Raw genomic sequence first — 16,820 nt, forward strand, 5'->3', positions numbered from 1 at the left:
TTCATCATTCCGGCCCGGCGGCCGTGCGACTGGGGCCCGGAAGGCTCGTCCGACCTCCGGTTCTCACCCTGCGGTGGGGCGTCCGGCGGAGCGTCCGGTGGGGTCGGGCGCGGGTATTCTGGGCGCTTCGTGTCGACGGGGGGATCGGGGCGGTCATGGTGAGAGTGCTGCTGGCCGAGGACATGCACCTGGTGCGCGGTGCGCTGCGGGCGCTGCTGTCGGACGCCGGTGACATCGAGGTGGTGGCCGACACCGGTCACGGCGACCAGGTGCTCGCCGCCGCGCTCGCCCACCGGCCGGACGTCGCGGTGCTGGACGTCGACATGCCCGGGACGGACGGGCTGACCAACGCGGGCGTGCTGCGCGAACGGTTGCCCGGGTGTGGGGTGTTGATCCTGACGGCGCATCGGCGGCCCGAGGTGCTGCGGGCGGCGCTGGCCGCCGGGGCGACGGGGTTCATGCCGAAGGACGCGCCGCCCGAGCGCCTCGCCGAGGCGATCCGCACGGTCGCGGCGGGCGGCACCGCGATCGACCCCGAGCTCGCCGCCCGCGCCCTGACCGCCCCCGCCAGCCCCCTCACCGAACGCGAGGCCCAGGCCCTCGCGCTGGCCGCCGACGGCTGCGAGCCCCGCGAGATCGCCAAACGCCTCCACCTGTCGCCCGGCACCGTCCGCAACTACCTGGCCGCCGCCCAGATCAAACTCGACGCCCGCACCCGCCTCGACGCCGTCCGCATCGCCCGCGAGTCCGGCTGGCTCCCCCCGGCGGCCGCCCGCTAGGACTTGTCCGGTCGATCATGTGACTTTCATTCGATTGGATCGTTGCACTTGTCGTGGGGCGGGGTGATCCGACGGATGCCGAGTGGGAACGGCTGCGGCCGGTCCTGCAGGTGAGCAACAGGCGTTGTGGCCGGTGGCGGGACCATCGGCAGGTGATCGACGGGATTCTGCACCGGGTGCGGACCGGTCCGCCGTCTCCTCGCCGAACGGGACCGGCTGGACACCCTGGCCGCCACCGTCGCCCGCACCCTCGCCGACCTGGAACGATCCCGAAAGGACGGCCAGCCCATGACCATCAATCGCCCGGAGAATCTCTTCGAGGGCGTCCAGCCCGACCAGTACGAGGACGGCCTCCAGAACTTCCCCGAGCTCGTCGAGGCGACCGACCGCCGCAGCGCGACGATGGACGCCGCCGAGCTCGGGGCGGGCCAGCGGGGGCGAACGGCCGGGATGATCCGCCTCGCGGAGCTGCTGGCGGCCGGCACCCCGGCCTCCGCCGACTCCGTCCAGGCCGAGATCGACGCCCAGTGCCGCGCGCTCGCCGAGCTGCACCCCGTCACGCCCGACGAGTTCCGCGCCATGGGCCTCGGCTGCGTCCAGAACCCGTCCTGGCGCGCCGCCTACGAGGCTGTCACTCCCGGCCTGGCCGAGTACCAGCACACCGCGATCGAGTACTACGCCACCACCTGCCTGGCCTGACCCGGCCCGGGTAGCTCCTCCACTGCCCATCGGAACCGTCACCGCAGCCACTGCTCGTCATCCGGCTCCGCCCGTGATCGCCAGGACACCGCCCAGCGGCGCCGTCGCGCCAGGGCCTGTCCGGGCGAGCGGTCAACTGCCCTTCTGGGGTGGGGTGTTGCGCAGTACGCGGAGGTTTCGGCAGTGCCAGGAGATGCGGCGGATGTCGGGGCGGGGGCGGAGGTGGCCCCACTGGCCGGCGGAGACCGAGAGGTTGACGATGATCCAGGCGCGCCAGCCGGCGCCGACGCCGCGGGCGTCGGAGTGGACTGCGCGGCCGTCGATCGACCAGTCCACGGAGCCGGCGCCGAAGCGGCAGGTGAGGGTGAACCAGGTGTCGGGGGTGACCAGGTTGTCCAGGTAGGCGGGGTTGCCGGGGTTGACGTGGTTGCTGAGCTCCAGCATCTGCGGGTGGTCGGGGTGGTACTCGAAGAGGTCCACCTCGCCGTGGCCGCGCTGCGGGCGGCCGGGGGCGACGTCCCGCCCCCAGGTCCAGATCGCCGGCCAGGCGCCCTGGGTGGCCGACAGCAGGCACTGCGCCTCCAGCACGTCCTCCGGGAGGAGTTCGAAGTTGCCCCGGGTGTTCTCCGTGGTCACCAGCGGCGTGCGCCAGCTGAACGGGTTCTCCCGGACCGCCGCGAACTCGTCGCCGTCCGGCCCGAAGCCCGGCACCAGGTGGTCGAGCTTGTTGTCGCCGCTGTTGCGCCCGTCGGGCGGGTACGCGGAGGAGGCGCCGGCCGCCCACTGGGAGCTGTCGGAGAACGGTGCGTCGAAGACGACGGCGGGGACGGCCGGGTCGGTGGGGCTGCCGTTCGGGGGGATCACTGCGGTCACCGGACACTCTCCCGGGTCGTGCGATTGGTTCATCCGGGGGCATTCCCGGCAAAACCGGTCGCCGACCGCCCGATCCACCGGCGCGTTGAGGTGCGAGCTCCGGCGTGGGGGCGCGCGAGGGCGCGCGGCCGGACCGGCGGGCCGGGTGTGGCAGGCTGGCGCGATGAAGACGATCGGCCTGCTCGGTGGCATGAGTTGGGAATCCACGGCGGAGTACTACCGGCTGCTCAACGAGCTCACCCGGGAGCGGCTCGGCGGGCTGCACTCCGCCAAGTGCGTGCTGCACTCGGTGGACTTCGCGGAGATCGAACAGCTCCAGTCCGCCGGCCGGTGGCAGGAGGCGGGCGAACTGCTCGCCGCCGCCGCCCGGTCCGTCGAGGCGGCCGGCGCGGACCTGCTGCTGATCTGCACCAACACCATGCACAAGGTGGCCGACCAGGTCGCCGCCGCGATCGGCATCCCGCTGCTGCACCTCGCCGACGCGACGGCGGAAGCCGTGCTGGCGGCGGGAGTCGAGCGGGTCGGGCTGCTCGGCACCGCGTTCACCATGGAGCAGGACTTCTACCGCGAGCGCCTCGCCGGGCACGGCCTGGAGGTGATCGTCCCCGACGCGGCCGGGCGGGAGCTGGTGCACCGGGTGATCTACCAGGAGCTGTGCCTCGGCGTGGTCCGCGAGGAGTCCCGCGCCGCGTACCGGGGCGTGATCGCGGAGCTGGTGGCGGCTGGCGCGCAGGGCGTGATCCTCGGCTGCACGGAGATCGAACTGCTGGTCGGCGCCGAGGACAGTCCGGTGCCGGTCTTCCCCACCACCCGCATCCACGCCTCGGCGGCGGTCGCGGCCGCGCTGTGACTCAGTCCCAGTCCTGGAGCTGCTGGATCAGGTCGGCGTCGCCCTCCATCCGCAGCGAGCCGACCGGGATGCGCATGTACATGAGCAGGGCCATCTCGCTCGCCGTGCCGTAGACGGCCGCGGTGGGCTTGCTCCCGGCGGCCTCCGCCGCGGCGAGGCGGATGAAGCGGGAACCGGCGGCGTCCACCGTCTGGCGCCAGGAGCCGGCCTCGGCTGTGTGGTAGTCCATGGTGGAGGGCTCGTTCGGCCACGGGTTCGTGCCGGTGCAGACGGTGGAGAGGAACTCGTCGACGGCGTCGACCGCCTCGGTCGTCGGCAGCTCCTGCGGGGCACCGGAGGCCAACTGGGCGTCGTAGGTGTGGATCAGCGACTCCGGGACGCGGCGGCGGGCCACGGCGGCCACCGTGTGCGGCGAGGCCAGCGGCTCCCACCAGGCCCAGCAGCCCCGGTCCGGGCCGGCCTCGCGCAGAGCGGCGAGCAGCTGCTCCGTCGAGTCGGCCAGCCAGGCGATGAGCGCCTCGCGCTCCCTGGGCGCCGCCCGCCCGTCCTTGCTCGGCCGCTCGTCGCCCGGCGCGGTGTTCAGCACGATGTAGGCCCAGAAGCGGTCCCCCTCGCTGAGGTGGTTCGCCAGGTCGTACAGCGTCCAACCCGGGCAGGACGGGACGTCGGCGTCGAGGCTGGGGGCCGCGGCGACGGCGGCGCGGAACGCGGCGGACCGCTCGTCGATCATCCGCAGCAGGGTGGGAAATTGGAGATGCTCAGTCACGCAGACCTTGTATCACCCGGATCTGGGCGCTCGCACTCGATTAAGAAGGCACCTCGTTCGGTGCGCTCGATCACCCATCGGTGCCTGCCGGTTCTCAGCGGTCCAGGGCGACGGCCAGCGTCCAGTGGTCGGGGCCGGCCGGGCCGCTGGTGAGGGCGGCGCCGTGGGCGGCGGCGCGGGCGGTCAGGTTGGGGGTGCCGTCGCCCGGGCGGTGCGGGCCGGGACGGGGGCGGTCGTTGGTGAGGCGCAGGCCGCCCGGGTGGAGGGCGAGCGCGCAGTGGGTGGCCCGGCTGTGCCGCAGCAGGTTGGTGACGCCCTCGCGGAGCACCGCCGCGAGCAGCGGGCGGGCGGTGGCGGGGATGCTCTCCGGGGCGCCGGTGAGCCGCAGCTCGATCCCGGCGGCGGCCAACAGTGCCCGGGCGGAGGCGAGTTCGCGGTCGAGGTCGAGTTCGGTGTGGTCGGCGGGGATCGCGCGCAGCTCGGCGAGGGTGCGTTCGGCGAGTGCGGCGGCGCGCGGCAGGTGGCCGGCGGCGGGCTCGCACAGGGCGAGTTCGGCGGTGACGGCGACGGCGGTCAGGCCCGAGCCGAGCAGGTCGTGGACGTCGCGGGCGATCCGCCGCCGCTCCCGGGCGACGGCCAGTTCGGCCAGCGCCCGGCGGGCCTCGCGGACCCGGTGCACCAGCGTGGTGAGCAGCGTCAGGCCGTAGTAGACCAGCGCGATGGTGACCACGTCCACGGCCGCCGTCGCGTCGACCGTGCCGGCCGCGAGCACCGCCGCGCCGAACGCGGGCCAGCCGGCGGCGGGCGGCAGCAGCACCAGCGCGGACGCGGCGGCGAAGGCCAGCAGCTGCGGGTGCGGGCCGTCCGGGCCGAACAGCACCGCGGCCGCGAGGACGCACTGCAGCGCCCACGTCCAGCCGTACCCGGGCGGGCGCACCCCCGGCGGGCGGGGCAGCGAGTGGTGCACCTGGAGGCCGGTGACGATCGTCAACGCGGCCAGGCAGAGCGCGAGTTGGCCGACCGAGAGGTCGAGGTCGAGGAGGAGGGCGACGCCGGCCGCCAGGTAGCCGAGGTGGACGGCGACCAGGACGGGCAGCACCGGCGCGGGCATCGGGCCGTCCGGCGCGGGGGCCGGGGGCGGCGGTTCGGGTGTCGCGCGGACCCGGGCGGCGGCCCGGCGGGCGGTGGCCGCGACGGCGGCGGCGTCGCCGTCGGCGGCCAGCCGCAGCACCGCCGCCAGCGGGACGCCGATCGCGGTGTGCAGTTCGCGGGCCGCGCGCTGCCGCTCCCGGGCGACCTGCGCGGCCGCCAACCGGTCGCGGGCGGCGTGGAGTTCGGCGTACAGGTGGAACAGCCGGGTGAGCGCGTACACCGTCAGGCCCTGGGCGAGGGCGTTGCTCGCGCCGTTCGCCGCCCGGTAGCCGCCGTCCCCGGCGAGCGCCGCCGCGCCCGCCACGATCACCGCGAACAGCACCCAGCGCACCGGCCGGCGCACCAGCAGCAGCACCGAGGCGGCCGCGAAGCCGGGCACGCCCGACCAGGGCGCGAGCAGCAGCTGGGCGGCCAGCGTCCACGCGCCGCGCAGCCGGGTCGTCCACGGCAGGCAGTGCACCGCCTGCACGGCCAGCGCCACCAGCGCGGCGGGCGCGGGCCACCACCCGCCGTCGGCCGGCGCGGCCATCCCGAACATCGCGCCCAGCAGCACCAGCGACAGCACCACCGGGCCCGGCAGGCCCTCGTCCTCGTCCTTCGTTCCCCCGAACACCCGGCCATTGTGCCCGAGTTGATCATGGCGTCGGCACCCCGGCCGGCCGGTGGACCGCGCGGGCGCGCGCCGCTGCGGCAACGGCGGGAGGGTGGAGAGGAGCCACGGAGTCCGAGGAGGTCGCCATGACTGGGCATGCCCGCTGCGGGCCGGAACGGGACCCGGAGTTCTTCAAGGATCTGGACGCGGTGTTCGCGAAGCACCCGGGCGCCGCACGACGGTACTCGGTGCGGTGCCTGGCCCTGGAGACCGACCTGCTGAAAGTGGACTTCGCCAAGCAGGTAGGGGTGTCGCGCATCGAGGGCGACCGGATCGTGACCGAGTTCCGCAACCGCGACGAGTTCGGGAACGACGGCGAGGACGAACCCCCCTGCTGCGAGTTCGCCGGCGAGGCGCCGCACGAGTTCTGCGTCAGGTACTGCGAGCTCTGACCGCCCGGGGCCCGCACTCGGGCGCTCCGCACGTGGGTTCCGCACGTGGGTTCCGCACGGGGGTTCCGCACCTGGGGGACGTGCAGAATGCATGCCGACGGATGCGCCGGGCACTGCCCCGACCGCCCTGCCCGGAGCCATCGTTGACGCATGATCAAGCGCCGCACCGCCGCCGTCCTCGCCCTCGCCGTCACCGCCCTGCTGCCCGCCGCCGCGCCCGCCCACGCCGCCGTCCCGGCCCCGCTGGGGGAGCTGATCGACCGGACGGTGACGGCGCAGCTGGGCCGCGACCGGATACCGGGCGCCGCCGTGGCCGTGGTCGGCGCCGACGGGAGCGTGCTCACCCGGGGCTACGGCGTCGCCGACACCGCCGCCCGGACGCCCGTCGACCCCGAACGCACCGAGTTCTACCTCGGCTCGCTGGCCAAGCTGTTCACCGCGCAGGCCGCCGCCCGACTGATCACCGACGGGAAGCTCGACCCCGCCGCCGACGTCAACCGGTACCTGCCGCCCGCCAACCGCATCCCCGACAGCTACCCCGGGCACCCCGTCACCACCGGCCACCTGCTCACCCACACCGCCGGCTTCGACAGCGACCTGGTCGGCGTCAACTCCGCCACACCCCAAGGCCTTTCGAGCCTTGAGGACAGCCTCGCCGGGCACCGCCCGGCCCGGGTCCGGCCGCCCGGAACCGTCGTCGCCTACGACAACTACGGCACCGCCCTCGCCGGCCTGGTCGTCGAACGCGTCAGCGGCCGCCCGTTCGCCGAACAGCTCCGCACGGCCGTCCTCGACCCGCTCGGCATGACCCGCACCTCCTTCGCCCAGCCGCACCCCGACGGCCTGCCACCCGCCCGCGGCTACCGGCCCGACGGCACGGACGGCTGGGTCGAGGAACACGGCCAGTACGGCCCCTGGACGCCCAGCGGCCCCGGCGGCGTCACCACCGCCGCCGACATGGCCCGCTGGATGCGCGCCCAACTCGCCCCCGACGCCGCCGCCCGCCTGATGCAGACCACCCACTACCGGCAGCACCCCGACCTGCCCGGCGTCGGCTACGCCTGGGAAGGCTGGACGCGCGACGGCTTCACCGGCTGGTTCAAGGACGGCGACCTGCCCGGCTTCCACGGCAACCTGCTGATCCTGCCCGAACAGGGCATCGGCATCTACGTCGTCTACAACGGCGACGGCGTCGACGGCAGCGCCAACTGGGACGGCAAGGAACTGATCCGCGCCGTCGTCGACGCCCTCCCCGGCGCCCGGCCGCCCGCCGCCGGCGGCAGCAGCGGCAGCCCCGCCGACGCCGATCGCGTCGCCGGGACGTACCGGGCCGCCAGGGTCAGCCGCGACAGCCTGATGCGCACCGAGGAACTCTTCGGCTCCGTCACCGTCACCGCCGAAGGCAGCGGACTGCGCACCGACGGCCTCGCACTCGACCCCCGGCACCCCGAACAGCACTGGCTGCCGCTCGGCGGCGACCGCTACCGCGAACGCGACGGACAGGCCGAAATCGCCTTCCATGACGGCGTGTTGAGCGCCTCCGACAACCCGTCCACCGCGTACCGGGCACTGACCTGGCGCGAGCGGCCGGGCCCGCGCCTGGCGGTCCTGTTCGCCGCCCTGACGGTCCTGCTCGGCGCGGCCGTCGCCGTCCCCGCCACCGCACTCGCCCGGCGCCTGCGCCGCCACCCCGCCCACCCGCGACCCGCACAGGCCGCCCGGGCCGCCGCCGCCCTCGCCGGCGTGCTCGCCGCCGGATTCCTCGCCGCGCTGCTCGCCCTGGTCTCCGACGGCAACGCCATGATGGAAGCCGTCCCGCTCGGCACCCCGCTCGCCCTCGCCCCCACCTGGTGGGGCGCGCCCTTCCCGCTCGCCGCCCTCGCCGTCACGGCCGGCGCCGCCGCCGGCTGGCTGCGGCACTGGTGGCGACTGCCCGGCCGCCTCGCGATGACCCTGACCGCCCTGGCCTGCTGCGCGTTCACGGCGTTCCTCGCCCACTACCACCTGATCGCCGGTCCGCTCGGCGCTCTGCTGGGGTAACGCGGCCGGAGTGTTCGGGCCGGGGACTTCGGCCGGGGCGTTCGGGGCTCTGGTGGGGGCGACGCGGCCCGGGGCCGGCTCAGGCCAGGGTGGAGAGGCAGAACGGGTGGCCCGCCGGGTCCAGCAGCACCCGCCAGCGACCGGGGTCCGGCTGGAAGTCGGGGACGACCGCCCCCAGCGCGACCAGCCGGGCCTGCGCGGCGTCCAGGTCGTCGACGCCGAACTCCAGGTGGGCCTGCTTCGCCCCGGACACGTCCGGCCAGCTCGGCGGACGGTGGTCGGCCACCCGGTTGAAGCCCAGGCCCGCCGTGCCGTCCCGGCCCAGCAGGACGAACCCGTCGGTGGCGTACAGGACGGGCAGGCCGGCGGCCTCGCCGTAGAAACGGGCCAGTGCGGCAGGGTCCGCGCAGTCGAACGTGACAGCGGACCAGCGGATCGAAGAGATGCTCCCGGTGCTCATGGGCAGGACGCTACGACCCGACCAGGACAGGTCCGGTCCTGGTCGTCCGGCACACTTTCCGGACGTGATCACCACCTCGGCCCGACTGCTGCGCCTGGTCTCGCTGCTGTCCACCCGCCCCTCCTGGACCTGCGGCGAACTGGCCGGCCGGCTCGCCGTCACCGACCGCACCGTGCGGCGCGACATCGCCCGGCTCCGCGACCTCGGCTACGGCGTCGAGTCCGACCCCGGACCGTGGGGCGGCTACCGGCTGCGCGCCGGCTCGCGCGTCCCGCCGCTGATCCTGGACGAGGAAGAAGCGCTCGCCGTCGCGGTCGGACTGCGCGAAGCCGCGCTCAGCGGAGTCCTCGGCGGCGACCAGGCCGCGCTGTCCGCGCTGCTGAAACTCCGCCAGGTCCTGCCGTCGCGGATCGCGGACCGGCTCGGCGAGCTCGACGCCGCCCTGGTGCACACCCCCAGAACCGGCGAACCCCCGCTCGCCCAGGGCCGGTTGCTCGACCTGGCCGCGGCCTGCCGACGCGGCGAACGCAGCCGTCTCTCGTACCGTGACCGGCAGGGCACGGCCACCGTCCGGGACGTCGACCCGTACCGCCTGGTCAGCACCGGCCGCCACTGGTACTTCGTCGCCCGGGACGTCGCCCGCGGCGAATGGCGGACCTTCCGCGCCGACCGGGTCGCCCGCATCCACTCCACCGGGCGCCCCGTCGAACTCGCCGACCCGCCCGACCCGGCCCTGCTGGTCTTCCACTCCCTCGCCCGCGCCGACTACCCGGTGTACGTGACGATCCGGCTCCCGCTGCCCCTCGACCGGGCGCTGGAACTGATCCCGCCGACCGTCGGCACCCACCGCCCCGACGGCCCCGACGCGACCGTCGCCGAGATCGGCGGACCCGACGCCGACGGCCTCGCCCGGTACCTGCTCGGCCTCGGCACGCCCCTGCGCGTGCTGGCGCCCGACGAGGTGCGCCACGCCCTGCTGCGGCGCACCCGCGAACTCCTGGACGACAACGCCGGCTGACCGTCAGCGCTGGAGAGTGCCGGCCAGCAGGTCGACGGCGGCGGCGGACGGGGAACCCGGCTCGGGGATGTACAGCAGGATGCGGTGGTCGCTGCTGTCCGAGGGGCGCAGGTTCTCCAGGCCCAGGTCGAGCTCGCCCACCAGCGGGTGGTGGAAGGACTTGGTGCCGGCCGTGCACTCGCGCACCGGGTGGCGGGCCCACAGCGAGGCGAACTCCGGGCTGTGGATGGCCAGCTGACCCACCAGCTCGGCCAGCTGGCGGTCCTCCGGGTACCGCCCGACCGTCAGCCTGAGAGCCGCCACGGCGACCTTCGTCTCGGCCTCCCAGTGCGTGAACAGCTCCCGGGTGTGCGGGTCGAGGAACAGCAGCCTGGCCAGATTGGGACGCTCGGCCGGGAGGTCCGGCGCGGACGGGTCGAGGTGCCCGGCCAGCAGGGCGTGCCCCAGCGGGTTCCACGCCAGGAAGTCGTAGCGGTGGTTCAGGACCACGGCCGGGATGCGGTCCAGCGCCGCGATCAGGTGCCGCGTCGACGCCCGGACCCGCTCCGGCCTGGGCGTCGAACTCCGGCCCGCCGAGGCCCGGTCGGGACGGGCCAGGGCGTGCAGGTGGGCGTGCTCGTCACCGTCCAGGCGCAGCGCGCGGGCCACCGCGTCCAGCACCCCGTCCGAGGCGTTGACACTCTGGCCCTGCTCCAGCCGCGTGTAGTACGCGACGCTCACCCCGGCGAGCAGCGCCAACTCCTCGCGGCGCAGCCCCGGCACCCGGCGGCGGGATTCCGTCGCGTTCAGACCTACGTCCTGCGGCTGCAGCAACGCCCGTCGGCTGCGCAGGAACTCACCGAGATCCGCCGAAGTGTCCATACGCATCAGTGTGCCCCGGGGGACCGGGCGAGTCTGCGGCCCAAGGTAACCCTGCGAGTGCCACCCTCCCGGACGGTGGCCGCCGGGCTCCCGGCGGTCGGTGCGGCCGTGCTCGGCGCGTCCTGTGCTCGGTGCGGCCGTGCCGGGGGCCCGGTGCGGCCCCGGTGCGGGCTCCGGTGCGGGCCCCGGCGAGGGCCCCGGCCGGGGGCGGGCGCGTGCGGGGCTACACTGGGCGACGGTCGTGACGCCCCGGTGCGTCCCGAGAATGCGGAGGTGAGAGCAGTGGAGTGCAGTAGTCCGGGCCGAAGTCGGCCCCGCTCCGGGCAGTTCTCACCCACTCCCGGCACCCGGAACCCCCGCCCCCGCACCGCCCGCTGAACGCGGGCCCTGCTGTCGCGCGGACCGTCCGGTGTCGCCCGTCCCCCCCGCCGTGCGGAGGCGTGACGGAACCAGACCCGTGGAGGTACCCGCCATGTCCGACTGGCGTGTGCGCGCCGTGCGCGCGAGCAAGCGACCCTTCAGCCGCAGCCCCCGGCTCGTGGCCGACCACACCGCCGCGCCCGAGCACTCCATGGACCCGCGCTCCGAGCAGAACTCCGACGACCGCGGTCCCGCCTCCGTCGAGGGCTCCGTCGTCGACGCCGCCGTGTACCGCGACGGGCGGCGGATAGAGACGCCGGCCGGCCTCGCCGAGATCTACCGCGAGCTCCCCGGCAAGCCCGGCACCATGGCCTGGATCGGCCTCTACCGGCCCGCCGAGGCCCAACTCGTCGAAGCCGCCGAGAAGTTCGACCTCCACGAACTCGCGCTGGAGGACGCCATCGTGGCCCACCAGCGCCCCAAGCTGGAACGCTACGGCGACACCCTGTTCGTGGTGCTGCGCGCCGCCCGCTACCTCGACGACGTCGAAGAGGTCGACTTCGGCGAGATCCACCTCTTCGTCGGCCCCGACTTCGTCCTGACGGTCCGCCACTCCCAGTCGCCCGACCTGTCGATGATCCGCGGCCGCCTCGAAGCCGACCCCGACCTGCTCGCGCTCGGCCCCGAGGCCGTCCTGTACGCCGTCCTCGACGCCGTCGTCGACGGCTACGCCCCCGTCATCGCGGGCCTCCAGCACGACATCGACGAGATCGAGACCGAGGTCTTCGGCGGCGACCCCCGGGTCTCCCGCCGCATCTACGAACTCTCCCGCGAGGTCATCGAACTCCAGCGCGCCACCGGCCCCCTCCTGGAGATCATGCGCGCCCTCGAAGCGGGCTTCCAGAAGTACGGCACCGACGAGGAACTCCAGCGCTACCTCCGCGACGTCGCCGACCACGCCACCTACGCCGCCGAACGCGTCGACGGCTTCCGTCAGATGCTCCAGAACATCCTCACCGTCAACGGCACCCTGGTCTCCCAGCGCCAGAACGAGGAGATGAAGCAACTCGCCGAAGCCGGCCACGCCCAGAACGACGAGATCAAGAAGATCTCCTCCTGGGCCGCCATCCTCTTCGCCCCCACCCTCATCGGCACCGTCTACGGCATGAACTTCGAAGAAATGCCCGAACTCCACTGGGCCTTCGGCTACCCCTTCGCCATCGCCCTGATGGGCGTGGTCTGCGGCGGCCTCTACCTCATCTTCAAGAAGCGCGACTGGCTGTAGGGCCTGCCCGGCCGAAAGCCCGGGCCCGGCCCGGGCCGCTCCCGGGCCGGTCAGTGGCCGAGGACGCCGCGGATCCAGCCGTCCACCGTGCCGGTCAGGTCGTGCCCGCCGGAGGCGTGGTCCAGTCGGAACGTGCGCACCGAGTCGCCGCTGCGGAACATGCCGCGCTTGTCGAACTCCAGCACCACCTCCACCTGGTGGGGCGAGGTGACGAAGGACAGCTCGACCTCGTTGCACCGGCGGGCGAACTGCGGCGCCGCCCGGTACTCGATCTCCTGGTAGAACGGCAGCGTCTGGCCGGTGCCGTGGATCCGGCCGGCCTCCAGATCGGCCCGGTGGAAGTGGAAGCCGAGCGCCACCATCGCCTCCAGCACCCGCTGCTGCACCGGCAGCGGCTCCACCGCGAGCGGGTCGCTGTCCCCCCGGTCCAACTGGCCGGCGATGTCCACGTCGGTACGGACCCCGAGCGCCATGCCCGCCAGGTGGTGGCCCCCGACCGCCGTCAGCGGCGTCTCCCACGGCACCGGCAGCGCGAACGGGACGGCGCGCTGCTCCCCGGCGGCCAGCCGCAGCGGGCCGCAGACCTGCGCCCGGGTGAACTCCCTGACGGCGTGGCTCTCCCCGTTCTCGTGCTCGATCTCGACCCGGGCGACCAGCCCGAGCGTGATGCCGTTGATCTGGGCCTCGCGCTCACCGCCGACCAGGTTCACCTGCCCGTGCACAGTGCCGCCCGGCTGGACGGCCGGGGTGGACAGCACCGTGTCGACGCCGGGTCCGCCGACGCCCAGGGCACCGAGAAGCCGCTTGAACACCATCCGGGGGCACTCCTCACAGATTCGGGTTTCGAACGGCAACTATCGTACTTTGCCTGCGCTTTGCGAGCACGAGAGGTACGTGGCCGGGGATGCCCAGACCTGCTCAATGACGCGACTGCTGCTGCCGATCGTCGACTACGAGCCGTGTTTCGACCACGAGGTGCCGCACGCCGTCGCCCGCGGGCTGTGGGCCCACGACATGAACTCGCCCTTCGCGGCCGGTGAGCACGTCTCCGTAGACGCTGCCGGACTGCTGGAGGAGCGCGCCCGCCGGGAGGCAGTCCAGCGGACGAGGCGGTCACCAGGGTTTTCAGCCGGCCGGGACGAGTAGGGCCAGGTCGCCGTCGAGGCGGCGGTAGAGGAGGCGACCGCGGCGGGTGGTGGGGTCGGTGAAGAAGAGGTAGGGGAGTTCGGCGGCGGTGAGGCGGGTGGCGGCCTGCTGTTCCGTCAGGGGCGGGGCCGGGTGCGGGCTGAGGGTGAGCGGGGTGGCGGGCCGCTGCGGTGGTGCGGCGGGCAGGGTGCGGGCCAGGCGGTAGCCGGTCGGGCCGACCCGGTGGACCACGGCGTCGGTCTCGGTGGCGGGGTCGGTGAACAGGTGCACGTCGTAGTCCATGGCGTCCAGGGTGCGGACCGCCGCGTCGGGTGAACACCACACCAGCGAAGGCGACTTGACGCGGACGATGCGCTCGCTGCCGGTCGCGGGCAGGTCGACGGCGCGGGCGGTCGCGGAGGGCCAGGGCCGGGGTCGCCAGCTCGCGGAGACGGTGCGGATGCGCTGGCACAGTTCGTCGGCGAGCCGGTCGGCGGCCTCGCCGATGCCGCGCGCGGCCAGCTGCACCCGGACCCGGCGTCCGTCCACCTCGGCGTTGACCTGGGCGAGCACCCGTCCCGGCGCGCCGGCCAGGCGGATCCGGACGGCTTCGACCAGCGCGGAGGCGTCCTGCGCGACGGTGGCGATCCGGGCCCGGGCGAGGGCGGCCGCCTCGCCCGGCAGTCCGGCCGGGTGCAGGGTGATCGACTCGGCGACGTCCATGGCTGTGCTTCCTCCAAGCGCGGGGGGTCAGTGCGGGCGGGTGCGGTTCAGGGCGACGAGCAGGATCAGCAGGCACAGCCCGACCGACCCGGCGACGGTCACCACCGCGGAGCCGGTCGGCCCCGGGCGTCCGGCGAGCAGGGTCGCGGCGGCGGTGGCGGCGGCCACCGCGAGTCCGCCCGTCACCCAGCCGACGGTGGCGGCGGACGGTCGCACGCCCCGGACGGTGGGCAGGTCGTACGGCAGGGAGCCCCAGGCGCGGTCCTGTTCGCGCCGGTCGGCGTGCCGCTCGACGGCGGCCAGCACGCGCAGCGCCGCACCCGACAGCGCGCCGGTCAGGGCCGCGCCGAGCGGAATGTGCCAGCTGAGCGGGGCGGTGAGCAGCAGCGCGGCCGCGGCCAGGCCGGCCCACCACAGCAGGCAGCCGGCGGCGGCGAGGCGGGCGGTGCGCGGACGGTCCGCGCCGGCCCGCAGGTCGAGCAGCGCGGGCAGGTACCAGGCGCTGCCGGCGGCGGTGACGGCGGCGGTGCCGAGGGCCAGGACGGGGTGGGCCATGGCGGGTTCCTCCAGAGCTGAGGGGTGCCGTCCCCGCCCCGCCCGGACCGGGAGATACGGCGGGGCGGGGACGGCGTTCGATGGCCCGTCGGGCTGTGGTCCGACGGACGGGGGAGCCGGTCAGTCCTCGGAGGAGGACGCGGCGAGGCGACGGCGCTCGCGCTCCGGCAGGTCGAACGTGGCCGGGGTGACGTCGCCGAGGTGCGGCGCGGGCTTGCCGTGGTTCTCCAGGTAGTCCAGCGCGGCGATCTCCGGGTGGTGCAGGTCGAACGCGGGGGACTCCGAGCGGATCTTCGGCAGCTTGGTGAAGTTGTGCCGCGGCGGCGGGCAGGAGGTCGCCCACTCCAGCGAGCGGCCCCAGCCCCACGGGTCGTCCTCGGTGACCTTCTCGCCGTACTTGGCGGTCTTCCACACGTTGTAGAGGAACGGCAGGATCGACAGGCCGAGCAGGAACGAGCCGATGGTGGAGACGGTGTTCAGCGCGGTGAAGCCGTCGGCGGCCAGGTAGTCGGCGTAGCGGCGCGGCATGCCCTCGGCGCCCAGCCAGTGCTGGACCAGGAAGGTGGCGTGGAAGCCGATGGTGAGCGTCCAGAAGGTGATCTTGCCGAGGCGCTCGTCCAGCATCTTGCCGGTGAACTTGGGCCACCAGAAGTGGAAGCCCGCCATCATCGCGTACACCACGGTGCCGAACAGCGTGTAGTGGAAGTGCGCGACCACGAAGTACGAGTCGGAGACGTGGAAGTCCAGCACCGGCGCGGCCAGCAGGACGCCCGTCAGACCGCCGAACAGGAAGGTGACCAGGAAGCCCGTCGCCCACAGCATCGGCGTCTCGAAGGACAGTGAGCCCTTCCATATGGTGCCGACCCAGTTGAAGAACTTCACGCCGGTCGGGACCGCGATCAGGAAGGTCATGAACGAGAAGAACGGCAGCAGGACTTGGCCGGTGACGTACATGTGGTGCGCCCACACGGTGACCGACAGGCCGGCGATGGCGATGGTCGCGGCGATCAGGCCCGAGTAGCCGAACATCGGCTTGCGGCTGAACACCGGGATGATCTCCGAGACGATGCCGAAGAACGGCAGCGCCAGGATGTACACCTCCGGGTGGCCGAAGAACCAGAACAGGTGCTGCCACAGCATCGGCCCGCCGTTCATCGGGTCGAAGACGTGCGAACCGAACTTGCGGTCCATCTCCAGGGCGAGCAGCGCGGCCGCCAGCACCGGGAAGACCATCAGCACGAGCAGCGAGGTCAGCAGCACGTTCCAGGCGAAGATCGACATCCGGAACATGGTCATGCCGGGCGCGCGCATGCAGATGATCGTGGTGATGAAGTTGACCGCGCCGAGCACGCTGCCGAAGCCGCTGAACGCCACGCCCATGATCCACATGTCGGCGCCGACGCCCGGCGAGTGCACCGCGTCCGACAGCGGCGCGTAGGCGAACCAACCGAAGTCCGCCGCGCCCTGCGGGGTGAGGAAGCCGGCCGCCGCGATCAGCGAGCCGAACATGAACATCCAGTACGACAGCATGTTCAGCCGAGGGAACGCCACGTCGGGCGCGCCGATCTGCAGCGGCATGATCCAGTTCGCGAAACCGGTGAACAGCGGCATCGCGAACAGCAGCAGCATCACCGAGCCGTGCATGGTGAACGCCTGGTTGAACTGCTCGTTCGACAGGATCTGGGTGCCCGGGCGGGCGAGCTCGGCGCGCATCACCAGCGCCATCACACCGCCGATCAGGAAGAACCCGAACGCGCTGACCAGATACATCGTGCCGATCGTCTTGTGATCGGTGGTGGTGAGCATCCGCACCAGCGCGCTGCCCGGTGTGCGCCGGGGTACGGCCTCGGCCGTGTCCCGACTCGCCTCAATGGCAGCCATCGGCCGCCCTCCTTCGTCCTTGCCGAACCTGGTGGCGCCGCCGCCCGACCGGCCGTCACCTGCCATGACAGGAGACCGGTGACGTCGTCCGGATCCGGGCGGCGGCGCAGTGCCGGACCGCTCGGTCCGCGGGTGCTTCCGGGGAGTGGAGCAACCCCGTCGAGCGGCGGCGCTCCATGCTCGTTCCTGCGCCAGGCCCCGGACTTGGGCCGATGGTCCCGCCCGGGACGGCCGGGCGTCCCCGGTCCCCGGGGCCCCGCGAGCCGAACGGCCCGGGGGCGGGAGGGACTGACGGACCGCCAGGTTGCGGCGGTTCTCGGCAGTTCTCGGCGGTTGTCGGCGGTGCGCA

General features: G+C 73.8%; 16 protein-coding genes and 1 pseudogene. 8 read left to right on the forward strand and 9 right to left on the reverse strand.

From position 1 onward, the window contains the following. Window positions 1-155: 155 nt before the first annotated feature. Both ACFV4P_RS03545 and ACFV4P_RS03550 read left to right on the forward strand, forming a co-directional pair. Window positions 156-779 (forward strand): response regulator, encoded by a 624-nt coding sequence (locus tag ACFV4P_RS03545; protein ID WP_380466893.1) that lies wholly within the window; start codon window positions 156-158, stop codon window positions 777-779. Window positions 780-959: 180 nt separating this feature from the next. Next, a pseudogene (locus ACFV4P_RS03550) lies at window positions 960-1,478 on the forward strand (TipAS antibiotic-recognition domain-containing protein); the annotation flags it as partial. 132 nt (window positions 1,479-1,610) lie between these two features. On the opposite strand, the gene ACFV4P_RS03555 reads toward ACFV4P_RS03550, so the two are convergent. Then, a complete protein-coding gene (locus ACFV4P_RS03555; protein ID WP_380466895.1) occupies window positions 1,611-2,351 on the reverse strand; it encodes a beta-glucanase in 741 nt (246 codons plus the stop codon). Between the two features lie 163 nt (window positions 2,352-2,514). Between ACFV4P_RS03555 and ACFV4P_RS03560 the strand changes: the two genes are divergently transcribed. After that, complete coding sequence (locus tag ACFV4P_RS03560) at window positions 2,515-3,201, forward strand: aspartate/glutamate racemase family protein (RefSeq protein ID WP_380466898.1); 687 nt, start codon at window positions 2,515-2,517, stop codon at window positions 3,199-3,201. A 1-nt stretch (window position 3,202) separates the two neighbouring features. Here the strand turns inward: ACFV4P_RS03560 and ACFV4P_RS03565 are convergent, their stop codons facing one another. Beyond that, entirely contained in the window at window positions 3,203-3,967 is a 765-nt protein-coding gene (locus tag ACFV4P_RS03565) for a maleylpyruvate isomerase family mycothiol-dependent enzyme (protein ID WP_380466901.1), read from the reverse strand. Between the two features lie 94 nt (window positions 3,968-4,061). Then, a complete protein-coding gene (locus ACFV4P_RS03570; protein ID WP_380466904.1) occupies window positions 4,062-5,732 on the reverse strand; it encodes a sensor histidine kinase in 1,671 nt (556 codons plus the stop codon). A gap of 125 nt (window positions 5,733-5,857) precedes the next feature. Here ACFV4P_RS03570 and ACFV4P_RS03575 point away from each other — a divergent pair, with 125 nt between their 5' ends. Then, window positions 5,858-6,163 (forward strand): hypothetical protein, encoded by a 306-nt coding sequence (locus ACFV4P_RS03575; RefSeq protein ID WP_380466907.1) that lies wholly within the window; start codon window positions 5,858-5,860, stop codon window positions 6,161-6,163. 150 nt (window positions 6,164-6,313) lie between these two features. Further along, a complete protein-coding gene (locus ACFV4P_RS03580) occupies window positions 6,314-8,203 on the forward strand; it encodes a serine hydrolase domain-containing protein (RefSeq protein ID WP_380466909.1) in 1,890 nt (629 codons plus the stop codon). A 79-nt stretch (window positions 8,204-8,282) separates the two neighbouring features. On the opposite strand, the gene ACFV4P_RS03585 is transcribed toward ACFV4P_RS03580, so the two are convergent. Further along, complete coding sequence (locus ACFV4P_RS03585) at window positions 8,283-8,663, reverse strand: VOC family protein (protein WP_380466911.1); 381 nt, start codon at window positions 8,661-8,663, stop codon at window positions 8,283-8,285. A gap of 64 nt (window positions 8,664-8,727) precedes the next feature. Here ACFV4P_RS03585 and ACFV4P_RS03590 point away from each other — a divergent pair, with 64 nt between their 5' ends. Further along, window positions 8,728-9,681, forward strand: a complete 954-nt coding sequence (locus tag ACFV4P_RS03590) for a helix-turn-helix transcriptional regulator (RefSeq protein WP_380466914.1) — start codon at window positions 8,728-8,730, stop codon at window positions 9,679-9,681. Window positions 9,682-9,684: 3 nt separating this feature from the next. Here the strand turns inward: ACFV4P_RS03590 and ACFV4P_RS03595 are convergent, their stop codons facing one another. Further along, entirely contained in the window at window positions 9,685-10,542 is an 858-nt protein-coding gene (locus tag ACFV4P_RS03595; protein WP_380466917.1) for a helix-turn-helix domain-containing protein, read from the reverse strand. Window positions 10,543-11,014: 472 nt separating this feature from the next. Here ACFV4P_RS03595 and ACFV4P_RS03600 point away from each other — a divergent pair, with 472 nt between their 5' ends. Then, on the forward strand, window positions 11,015-12,187 hold the full coding sequence (locus tag ACFV4P_RS03600; RefSeq protein ID WP_380466919.1) for a magnesium and cobalt transport protein CorA: 1,173 nt from the start codon (window positions 11,015-11,017) through the stop codon (window positions 12,185-12,187). Window positions 12,188-12,237: 50 nt separating this feature from the next. Here ACFV4P_RS03600 and ACFV4P_RS03605 read toward each other — a convergent pair whose 3' ends face one another. Further along, on the reverse strand, window positions 12,238-13,002 hold the full coding sequence (locus ACFV4P_RS03605; protein ID WP_380466922.1) for a sporulation protein: 765 nt from the start codon (window positions 13,000-13,002) through the stop codon (window positions 12,238-12,240). Between the two features lie 106 nt (window positions 13,003-13,108). On the opposite strand from ACFV4P_RS03605, the gene ACFV4P_RS03610 reads away from it, so the two are divergent. Then, on the forward strand, window positions 13,109-13,333 hold the full coding sequence (locus ACFV4P_RS03610) for a hypothetical protein (protein WP_380466925.1): 225 nt from the start codon (window positions 13,109-13,111) through the stop codon (window positions 13,331-13,333). Here the strand turns inward: ACFV4P_RS03610 and ACFV4P_RS03615 are convergent. The 3 genes from ACFV4P_RS03615 to ctaD form a co-directional block, all read right to left on the reverse strand. Next, on the reverse strand, window positions 13,313-14,035 hold the full coding sequence (locus ACFV4P_RS03615; protein WP_380466928.1) for a sigma 54 modulation/S30EA ribosomal C-terminal domain-containing protein: 723 nt from the start codon (window positions 14,033-14,035) through the stop codon (window positions 13,313-13,315). The genes ACFV4P_RS03610 and ACFV4P_RS03615 overlap by 21 nt on opposite strands. Window positions 14,036-14,062: 27 nt before the next feature. Next, window positions 14,063-14,590, reverse strand: a complete 528-nt coding sequence (locus tag ACFV4P_RS03620; RefSeq protein ID WP_380466930.1) for a hypothetical protein — start codon at window positions 14,588-14,590, stop codon at window positions 14,063-14,065. Between the two features lie 120 nt (window positions 14,591-14,710). Then, complete coding sequence (ctaD, locus tag ACFV4P_RS03625; RefSeq protein ID WP_380466932.1) at window positions 14,711-16,471, reverse strand: cytochrome c oxidase subunit I; 1,761 nt, start codon at window positions 16,469-16,471, stop codon at window positions 14,711-14,713. Between the last annotated feature and the right edge of the window lie 349 nt (window positions 16,472-16,820).

The sequence above is a fragment of the Kitasatospora sp. NPDC059795 genome (genome assembly GCF_042732175.1).
GTDB lineage: Bacteria > Actinomycetota > Actinomycetes > Streptomycetales > Streptomycetaceae > Kitasatospora.